Origin of the sequence: Micromonospora sp. C95 (assembly GCF_018070465.1) — a bacterium.
In the GTDB taxonomy this organism is placed as follows: domain Bacteria; phylum Actinomycetota; class Actinomycetes; order Mycobacteriales; family Micromonosporaceae; genus Micromonospora.
Genome location: NZ_JAGPXT010000010.1, coordinates 216386 through 226075, shown reverse-complemented (window position 1 = coordinate 226075; position 9690 = coordinate 216386). Strand labels below are relative to the sequence as shown.

7 protein-coding genes and 1 pseudogene are annotated in these 9690 nt (G+C 72.2%); 5 read left to right on the top strand and 3 right to left on the bottom strand.

What is annotated here, in order from left to right:
- Positions 1-14 precede the first annotated feature (14 nt).
- Positions 15-923: an NUDIX hydrolase gene (locus KBX00_RS15170; protein WP_210827397.1), complete on the top strand. Its 909-nt coding sequence runs from the start codon at positions 15-17 to the stop codon at positions 921-923.
- Between the two features lie 363 nt (positions 924-1286).
- Positions 1287-2231, top strand: coding sequence for a phosphatidylcholine/phosphatidylserine synthase (locus KBX00_RS15165; RefSeq protein WP_210827393.1), 945 nt, complete (start codon positions 1287-1289; stop codon positions 2229-2231).
- A 66-nt stretch (positions 2232-2297) separates the two neighbouring features.
- On the opposite strand, the gene KBX00_RS15160 is transcribed toward KBX00_RS15165, so the two are convergent.
- The 3 genes and pseudogenes from KBX00_RS15160 to KBX00_RS15150 all read right to left on the bottom strand — a co-directional run bounded on the left by KBX00_RS15160 (position 2298) and on the right by KBX00_RS15150 (position 5895).
- Positions 2298-3545, bottom strand: coding sequence for a phosphatidylserine decarboxylase (locus KBX00_RS15160; protein ID WP_210827333.1), 1248 nt, complete (start codon positions 3543-3545; stop codon positions 2298-2300).
- Between the two features lie 434 nt (positions 3546-3979).
- Positions 3980-4162, bottom strand: a pseudogene (locus tag KBX00_RS29685) (hypothetical protein); the annotation flags it as partial.
- The gene (locus KBX00_RS15150; RefSeq protein WP_210827329.1) at positions 4159-5895 is read right to left on the bottom strand and encodes a PspC domain-containing protein; all 1737 of its coding nucleotides are present in this window, start codon (positions 5893-5895) and stop codon (positions 4159-4161) included. The pseudogene KBX00_RS29685 and the gene KBX00_RS15150, both read right to left, overlap by 4 nt.
- A gap of 172 nt (positions 5896-6067) precedes the next feature.
- On the opposite strand from KBX00_RS15150, the gene KBX00_RS15145 reads away from it, so the two are divergent.
- The 3 genes from KBX00_RS15145 (at position 6068) to KBX00_RS15135 (ending at position 9382) form a co-directional block, all read left to right on the top strand.
- The gene (locus KBX00_RS15145; protein WP_210827391.1) at positions 6068-7333 is read left to right on the top strand and encodes an ATP-binding protein; all 1266 of its coding nucleotides are present in this window, start codon (positions 6068-6070) and stop codon (positions 7331-7333) included.
- Entirely contained in the window at positions 7333-8019 is a 687-nt protein-coding gene (locus KBX00_RS15140) for a response regulator transcription factor (protein ID WP_210827327.1), read from the top strand. Before KBX00_RS15145 ends, KBX00_RS15140 begins: the two co-directional genes overlap by 1 nt.
- A gap of 178 nt (positions 8020-8197) precedes the next feature.
- Entirely contained in the window at positions 8198-9382 is a 1185-nt protein-coding gene (locus KBX00_RS15135; RefSeq protein WP_210827325.1) for a thioester domain-containing protein, read from the top strand.
- The last annotated feature ends 308 nt before the right edge of the window (positions 9383-9690 follow it).

The window sequence follows — 9690 nt, the reverse complement described above, 5'->3', positions numbered from 1 at the left end:
GGCGGGGGCGGGGCGTGGTGGAGCGGGTGCGGCGGGTGGGGGCGTACGGAGTCCTGCGGGACGTCGAGCGGCGGGTGTTGCTGGTGCGGGGCTCCCCGTCGGCGGACTTTCCCGGGGTCTGGTCGCTGCCCGGAGGTGGGCTGGAGCACGCCGAGCACCCCGCGCACGCGGTAGTCCGCGAGGTCGCCGAGGAAACCGGGCTGACCGTCGAGGTGACCGGGCTGCGGGCGGTCGTCGCGGACGTGGTGCCGTACCCGGACCTCCGGGTCGCTCTGCACACCGATCGGCTGCTGTTCGACGTGGCCGTGGTGGGCGGGCGGCTGCGTGCCGAGCGCGACGGCAGTAGCGACCTGGCCCGTTGGCTGGCCCTGGACGAGGCGGCCGAGTTGCCGCTGCTGCCGTTCACCGCCGAGGCCGTCGGTCTGCCGGTCGTTCCGCTGCCGGCCGGTGCCCTGCGACGCCGGGAGCCGTTCCCCAGCCCCGGCACCGACCGCCGGCAGCGCTTCGGGACGTACGGAGTGGTCGCCGATCCGGCCGGACGGGTGCTGTTGACCCTGATCGCCGAGGGCTATCCCGGTGCCGGGCAGTGGCACCTGCCCGGTGGGGGCACCGATCACGGCGAGCAGCCCGTCACCGCCTTGCTACGGGAACTGATCGAGGAGTCCGGCCAACTGGGCCGGGTGACCGAGCTGATCGGGGTGGACAACCTGCACAATCCGGCGGCCCTGGGGCCGGAGGGGTACCCCCTCGACTGGCACGGCGTCCGGGTCGTCTACCGGGTGGCGGTCGACGTGCCGACCGAACCGGCGGTGACCGAGATGGCCGGCGGCTCCACCGCCCGTGCCGCCTGGTTCACCCCATCTGAGCTGCGAAATCTTCCGCTGACCGAGATCGCCGTGACTGCCCTGGATTCGTCGAGGTGACCCTTCGTGGCCCTGCCGCATCGATCTCACCACCGAGCCGGGAGGGACGACCTCCGGTACAGTCATGGCAGGGCAGGCGTAGAAAACGGGCGATGATGTCCCGGATGGGAATAAGACGGCGGTTCGCGCGGTTAAGGGAGATATAAGTACCGCCGGCAGCTATCGCCATTCCCCCACCCCCTGTGCGATGGTGTACTCCGCAAAACGGCTGCCGGGCCAGGAAGGTCCGGCACGAGACAGCCGGACGCCCGCCACCTGGCGGTAAGTCGATCCGGTGATGGAGGAAACGTGCCGAGAGCCCCATGGCGCCGGCGTCGTACGACTGACAGCCCGCGTCCCGCAGGGCGAAGCTGGACGGGCCCGCTGCGCCGCAGCGGCACCCTCGCCCGCCAGGTCCTGCTGGTCCGCGTCGGCCGCCGAGATGCAGAACTGCACGGCGCGATCGACGTGTTGCCCGAGCCCCGGTACCAGGACCGCCCGCGTCGCCGGTACGGCCTGAGGCGGTTCCACCGCACCGGGATGGAGACCATCGCCCCGGTCGCCCCGCTGGTCGGTCCGGTCACGGTCGACCCACCACCGGTCGCGCCGACTGCGGCCGCGTCGACGGCGACGCCGGCACCGCTGCTGCCGGGCGAGCGGACACCGGCCCGGCGGATGAAGTTCGCTCTGGTCAACGCCTGCACCCTGGCCAGCCTGCTGCTCGGCATCAACGCGATCTTCGTCGCCATGCAGGGTGAGGTGCGACTGGCCGCGTTCCTCCTGATCGCCTGCGTCGCGTTCGACGGCCTGGACGGCGCGTTGGCCCGCAAGCTCGGGGTGTCCAGCCCGTTCGGCGCCCAGATGGACTCGCTGGCCGACATGTGTTCCTTCGGCCTCGCCGCGCCCGTGGTGGTCTACGCCTCGTTGGCCGGTTCCGCGCCGACCGCCGCCGCCGCGGTGGCCGCCGCGCTCGTCGCCGCCTGCGCCGCCATCCGGCTGGCACGGTTCAACGTCTCGCCCAACGACGGACGGTTCTTCTCCGGCGTACCCACCACGATGGCCGCCGCCGTGCTCGCCCTGATGGTGGTGATCGGGATGCCGGTGCCGGGGGCGGTGCAGATCGCCGGAGTGGCCCTGCTCGCCTTCACCATGGTCAGCAGCTTCCCGTACGCCAAGCTCGCCCGTCTGGTAAAGCTGCCGCCGTGGGTCTGGCTCGCGCCGGTGGTCGGTGCCCTGATCGACGTCCGGCTCACCTTCGGGCTGATCGTGGTCGGGTATCTGATCAGCGGTCCGGTGCTCTGGTTGCGCCAGCGCCGCACCGTCGTCTGATTCCGTACCTGCGAAAGGGCGCCGCGGCCGGGCCGCGGCGCCCTTTCCGTGTCCGGTGTCCGGAACTCAGCGCCAACGGGCGATCACGGTCGATCCGCCGATCACCTTGTCACCCGGCCCGACCAGCGGTTCCGCCGCCTCCGCCGGCAGATACACGTCGGTACGCGAGCCGAAGCGGATCAGCCCGAACCGCTCGCCACGGGCCAGTAGCGCGCCGATCGGCGCGCGCTGCACGATCCGGCGGGCGATCAGGCCGGTCCGCTGGGCCACCACCACGGTGCCGTGGGTGGTGTCCAGCACCGTGTAGGCGGCCACGTTGTGCTCCGCATCCGGCTTCATCGCGTTGACGAACCCACCGTCCGCGACGAAGTAGTCGACCACCTTGCCGGCCACCGGAGACCGGTTGACGTGCACGTCGAGCACCGACAGGAAGACCGCGACGCGCAGGAACTCGCCGTCGCCGAAGCGTTCGTCGGTAAGGCGCTGTACCGACAGCACCTGCCCGTCGGCGGCGGCCACCACGGCCGACGGATCCTCCGGCACGTCCCGTTCCGGGTCCCGGAAGAAGGCGGCCACCGGCACGGCGGCCAGCGCGGGCAGCAGCCAGAGCTTCGACTTCGGTCGGGCCAGTCGGGTGAGTGCGGCCAGCCCGAGAGCGATGCCGGCGGCGGCGACCCCGTTGGAGTCGATGTGCATGTCACGGCTGAGCGGCACGCTCGACGGCCGGTAGGCGGGAGCGAGCTGCTCGGCCGCGGCGGCCTCGGCCGGGGTGAAGCGGAGCCGGTACACCCGTACCGGTGGGTTGTTGCGCAGCACCAGGTCGTTACCGACGCCGTACAGCACGCCCTGCCGGTCCAACTCGGCGGCGGCACCGGCGGTCCGCGCGACGGCGGTGGCGACGCTGAGCACCGCCCCGTCGGCCAGGTACTTGCTGAGTGCCCCGATGGTGGCGCGGGCCTCGTCGGCGGTGCCGCTGAACGCCTCGGCGGCGATGACCACCGCGGCGGCCTCCGCTTCGGCGAGGCTGTCCACGACCCGGACCCGCTCGGCCACCCAGCGGCCCTGGGCGGTGACGTGCTCCCGCAGCGTGGCGGCGCTGACCCGTTCGGCGGGTACCACGGTGAGGGTGTCGCCGGGCAGCAGCGCTTCGATCGCCGCGGCCAGCACCGCGGACTCCGGGGCCGCGCCGACCAGCAGGGCGGCCTTCGGGTCGTTGATCCGAGCAAGCTCGGAGACGAGGGTACGGGCGGCGCGCTCGCCGAGGCGGACCGGACCGGATCGGTCGGGCGTACGCACGGCGGGGGACTGGGTCATCTCGAACGGGCTCCTGACGGGTAGAGGCGACTGACGCAAGGGTCACCGCCGGCGGCGTGGTCGGCCCGGCCGCGGACGGCCCGCGCACGCCGACGACCCGCGGGGGTTGCCCTGCGGCGCGGGCCGGCCGGCGCTGGCGGGAGCACACCGGCCAGCATAGGCGGCGGGCGACCGCTGCCGCACGGTCAGGCGTCGCGCCCCTGCCGTCCGGACGGTGGCGTCTCGTCCGCCCCGCCGAACAGGTCGAGGGTGCGGTCCGGCTGCGGCTCCGGCTCGGCGGTCCTGGTCGAGCTGACCGGGATCGGCCCGCCCGTCGAGGTGTCGACATCCGCTTGGTCCGCGGGCGGATCGGCCGCGTCGTCGCCGGTGTCGGGTGCCGAGTCCTCCCGGCCGGTGTGGTCAGGGTGCTCGGTCGGTGCCGGCCGGCCGTTGTACCGGCTGGAGCGCAGGGCGCCGATCAGGCCGAGCCCACCGACCAGGATCAGCCCACCGGCCAGGAACCAGCCGACCGGTGGCAGCACGAGACCGAGTACCTGGGCGAGCAGCCACCAGGCGGCCAGGGCGAGAAAGAGCAGCCCGAAGGCGAACGAGACCAGGTCGGTGCGGTGGCTCCTCACCGGGTCACCTCCATGTGTCCGGCGTTCACGTGCAGGTTGAGGCGCAGCTTGCCGCCCCCGGCGCCGTCCGGGCCGAGATCGACGACGTCTGCCGCGCGGTTGTCCATGCCCTGCGTCCGCTGGCCGAGGACGTCGGCGTCACCGGCGGTCACCTGTGTCACCGCCGTGACGTCCACGTTGGGCGGCAGCACCACGGTGGCCTCGCCGAAGTTGATGGCGACGGTGACCTCCGTCTCCTGCTGGCTGAAGTCGATCGCCCGCAGGTCGAGCACCGCGTCGCCGAAACTCTGTTCGTACCGGTTGGCGAGGTCGCGATGATTTGTCGGCGCCCACGTGACCGCGCCGTCCACGCCGCGTACCCGGTCGTAGGACTCGACGACCGTGACCACGGCCAGGGCGGCGGCGGTCACCAGGCCGAGCGCGATCAGCCAGCGGGCCCGCCCGAACCAGGTACCCACGAGCAGGCCGAGCCCGATCACCGCGAGTGCTGCGGCGAAGTAGGCCGACGCGCCGATCCCGAAGACGTCCAGCAGGTCGAGCACGCCGACCAGTCCCAACGCGACAAAGATCAACGAGAAGGTCACCGGGCCCAGGGCCGATCGTTCCCGGGGCTTGCGGGGCGGCTTGGACTTGGGCGGGGCTGGCGGAGTCACCTTCGGCGGCCCGCCGTAGGGGCCGTGCGGCGCGAACGGGGGGCGGTAGGTCGGTGGGGCGACCGGCGGGCCCGACGCGGAAGCGCTCGTCGGCCACGTCGGAGCCGACGGCAACTGCATGGTCGGCTCATCAGGCCCGCCGGGCCCCGACGGTACCGAGGAAACGCCGGGCGGCGGACCGGGCGGGTGGAAGGCGGGTGGCGTGACGGTGGCCGTCCGGCCGAAATCCGGGTACGCCGGGTAGCCGGTCGGCGGTGGATAGCCGACCGGAGGCACCGGACCCGGCGGCGGTGGCGGGCTCGGTGGGACGCCTGCACCGGGTGCGGCCGACTCGGGTCGGGCTTCGCGCTGCTGACGGTTCAGCAACAGCGCGCCGCCGACCAGGATGGCCGCGCCGAGCAGTACCGCGCGGAAGGCGTCGGTGACGACGAAGCCGAAGCCGATCGCGACCACCACGCCGAGGATGATCACCGTGACCGGGGACATGCTGGAACGCCCACGGCCCAGCATGGATTCGATGGGCGAGGCGGTGTCGCCCTCGCCTGGAATGATCAACCAGGCGGCGACGTAGACCAGGATGCCGATGCCGCCGAAGAAGCCCAGGACCGCCAGCAGCACCCGCCAGAGCACCGGGTCGGTGTTGGTGGCCCGGCCGACGGCAGCACAGACGCCGGCGAGGTAACGGCCCTCCCGAGGCCGGACCAGGCCGTACCGGGAGGTGAAGCCGGTGCCCCCGAAGGATCCGCCCGGCCAGCCAGGTCCGCCGTGCCCGCCCGGCCAGCCAGATCCACCAGATCCACCAGATCCACCAGGTCCGCCCGGCCCCCCCGGCCCGGCGGACGGCGGTGCGGCGGTGTTCTCCCACTCCGTCGCTCCGCCGGGTGGCGGCGCGGCGGCGACGGGTGGGGGTGTGTCGTCCCACGCCGTCCCGCCGGCGGGCGGTCGCCCACCCGGCGGTACGGCCGGGCCGTCCGCCCCGGCACCGGTTGATTCGGGTACGGCCGACCGGGTGGCCGCCGGAGACGTCGGCTCCGGTTCGGTCGGTCCCGGCCGGTACGGCTGGGCAGCGTCGTCGGTCATAACCTCGATCCTGCTGCGCCGGAGGCCCGAGCGTCCTCCGGCGGCGACCCTGACCCCACCCTGAGATCCGGCCCGCCCGAATGTCGGGGGCGTCCCCGTGGTCGGCTGGCCACCCCACGTGTGACGATCGGATCGGCGCCGGGAACCTCGCCTCTCGTCCGGCCCGACCGTCCTGACCAGGGAGCTCGCGATCAGCAGCAGCAATCCACCACCCCGCCTCTACCGCGCTCCGGAGCACCGGATGGGCGCCGGGGTGGCCGCCGGCATCGCCGAGCATCTCGGCGTCCCGGTGGTCCGGGTCCGGATCGCCTTCATGGTGCTGCTCGGGCTGAGCGGGCTTGGTCTGCTGCTCTATGCGGCCTTCTGGGCGGTCGTGCCGCTGCGGCCCGGTGACACCGCCGTACCGCCGCGCCGCGATGTCGGCCAGTTGCTGCCCTTCGTGGCCATCGGGCTCGGCGTGCTGCTGATCCAGGTGATGGTCTTCGACTCGGTCGGCGCAGCCGGCACCGCGGGCTGGTTGGTCGCCATCATCGCGGTCGGCGCCGGCGTGATCTGGCACCAGTCCGCGCCCGAGCGGCGACGGCAGTGGGGCGAGTCGATGCCCGTGCCGTGGCTCGGCGCGGTGATAGAGGAGAGCGACCGGCGGGCTTTCGTGCTTCGCTTCGTCGGCGGTGGGGTGCTGGTCGCGGTCGGCATAATCGGCGTGGCCGCGGTCTACTCCCCGGCGCAGAACCTCGACGCAGTGATCAACGGAGTGATCTTCGCGCTGGTGGGGCTGGCCGGCGTAGGTGTGGTGGCCGCGCCGGTGCTCTGGCGCACCTGGAACCAACTGCGCTCGGAACGCGAGGGCCGCATCCGCGAGCAGGAGCGGGCCGAACTGGCGGCCATGGTGCACGACCAGGTGCTGCACACCCTCGCGTTGATCCAGCGCAACGCCAGCGACGTCAAGACCGTGCAGCGGCTCGCCCGGGGACAGGAACGCTCGCTGCGCAACTGGCTCTACAAGCCCACCGCGTCGCCCACGGAACGCCTCGCCGCCGCGCTGGAACAGGCTGCGGCCGAGGTGGAGGACACCTTCGCGATGACGGTGGAGGCGGTCGTGGTGGGTGACCGGGAGACCGACGAGCGGGTCGGCGCCTTGGTGGCGGCCGCGCGTGAGGCGTTGGTGAACGCCGCCCGGCACGCCGGGGTGCAGACCGTCTCGCTCTACGCCGAGGTCGAGCCCGAGCAGGTAAGCGTTTTCGTGCGGGACCGGGGTGTCGGGTTCGACCCGGATACGGTGGAGGACCATCGGCACGGTGTCCGAGGCTCGATCGTCGGGCGGATGAAGCGGCACGGTGGCCGGGCGGAGATCCGCTCCCGGCCTGGAGAAGGTACCGAGGTCCGGTTGATCCTGCCGATCTCCCGGGACTCGGCCACGGCGGAGAGGGACAGATGATGGCCGAGCAGTCGACGTCACCGGTCGAACCGGAAGGCAACGTGCCCGGACGGCTGCGGGTCTTCCTGGTCGACGACCACGCCATGTTCCGAGCGGGGGTACGCGCGGAACTCGGCGCGCACGTCGAGGTGGTGGGGGAGGCGAGCACGGTGGCCGACGCGGTCAGCCGGATCGCGGCCACCGGGCCCGACGTGGTGCTGCTCGACGTGCACATGCCCGACGGCGGTGGTCGGGCCGTGCTGGAAGCGATGCGTCGCAGCCACCCCGAGGTCCGCTTCCTGGCGCTCAGCGTCTCCGACGCGGCCGAGGACGTGATCGGGCTGATCCGGGCCGGTGCACGCGGGTACGTCACCAAGACCATCTCGCCGGACGATCTGGCCGCGGCGATCCGGCGGGTGGCCGACGGCGACGCGGTGTTCAGCCCGCGGCTGGCCGGGTTCGTGCTGGACGCCTTCGCGGCCCGTCCGGACGCCCCGGTGGCCGATCCGGAGCTGGACCAGCTGACCAACCGGGAACGCGAGGTGCTGCGGTTGCTCGCCCGGGGGTACGCGTACAAGGAGATCGCCCGGGAGCTGTACATCTCGATCAAAACCGTCGAGACCCACGTCTCCAACGTGCTGCGCAAGCTCCAGATGTCGAACCGGTACGAACTGTCCCGCTGGGCGGCCGATCGACGCTTGGTATAACCGATCTTTCCGGCATAAGCGGCTAATCCGGCCGCAGGGCGTGACATGTGATCAAGTAGCGGTCGATAATGCCCCTCGCCTTTCCCGCGTGCGGATACCGCTCATCCCGCGGGAAACGGCGACTCCGGCCGCCCGCGCGTACGCGGGTCACTCCCTGCCCGAGAGGTGCACGAAACTCATGATCGGACAACGAGGACGGCGCTGGGCGCGGATCGCGCTCGCTGCCGTCACCGGCGGCGCGCTGGCGCTCGGTGCCGCCGCCCCGGCCGCTGCCGAGGACCCGGCCACCGGTGTGGCGAAGACGGTGCCGGACAGCACGGTCAAGCTCCTGCTCGACGGCGAGGTCAAGCGGACCTCGGCACTGGCCATCAAGATCGACGGCGAGCGGCTGCCCGCCTTCTGCATCGACTACCACACGAACGTCGCGATCGACGGCAAGTACCAGGAGGGCACCTGGGACGAGTCCCAGGTGAAGAACCTCGCGAAGGTCCAGTGGGTGCTGACTCACGGGTACCCGAACGCCGACTCCGCCGCGCTGCTGGCCGCCGCCGGTGCCACCGTGCCCGCCGGGACGGACGCGAAGGTACGCCGCAACCTGCTCTACTTCGGCACCCAGACCGCCGTCTGGCACTTCAGCGACGGCATCGAGCTCGGCGACTGGGCCGCCGGGCGTGGCCTGATCGGCAAGCAGCGGTACGACGTGATCAAGAAGGTTCACGACTACCTGATCGCGAACGCCACCGACCAGCCCGAGCCGAAGGCCGAGCTGAGCATCGATCCGACCACCGCCACCGCGACGGTCGGTGAGAAGGCCGGCCCGTTTACCGTGAAGGGACCGGCGGGTGAGATCACCCTGGCGGTCACCGGCGGGTCGGCGGTCGACGCCGAGGGCGCGCCCGTGACCACGACCGACAACGGTGGCCAGTTCTGGCTCACGACCGAGCAGGCCGGCGAGGTCAGCGTGACCGCGTCCGCTGCCGACTCGGTCTCCTTCGGCCGGGTGTTCCTCTACACCGGGCGCAAGGCGGCCCAGAAGCTGATCCTGGGCGGCAGCACCGGCGCCACGGTGACCGCCGAGGCGAAGGCCACCTTCACGGCGGCGCCGTCGCCGCAGCCGAGCAGCCCACAGCCGACGACGCCGGAGCCGACCCCGTCGACCCCGGAAGAGTCTCCGTCGCCGAGCGCTCCCGAGGAGTCGCCGGCGAGCCCCGCCCCGTCCACCTCGCCGGCCTCGAACGACGGTGGTCTGCCGCTTACCGGTGCACCGATCGTCACCGCGATCGCCGCCGGGCTGGTGCTCCTGGTCGCCGGCGCGGTCACCGTTCTGGTGCTGCGTCGTCGCCGGATTCACTTCACGGCCTGATCGCCGACACCACGGCACCTCGTCCGACCCCGGATCCCGATAGTGGATCCGGGGTCGGACCCTTTCGGGGCAGGAGCCCTTCGCCCGACCACGGTGATCGGCTTTCGGTCTGGAATCCGACTCATACTTTCGGGTAGCATCCATGCGAAAGTGGCGGGTTCACGTCGACACTCCGGTGGGTTCGCGCAGGTGTCGACCGCACGCCATCTGACGGCCGGTCGTGCGTGGAAATGTGGTTGACGAGCAGCTCATACCATGCGTCCGGGGTGCCGGAGAGGCGCCTGCGGGTCGATGTCGGCCCCGTCCCG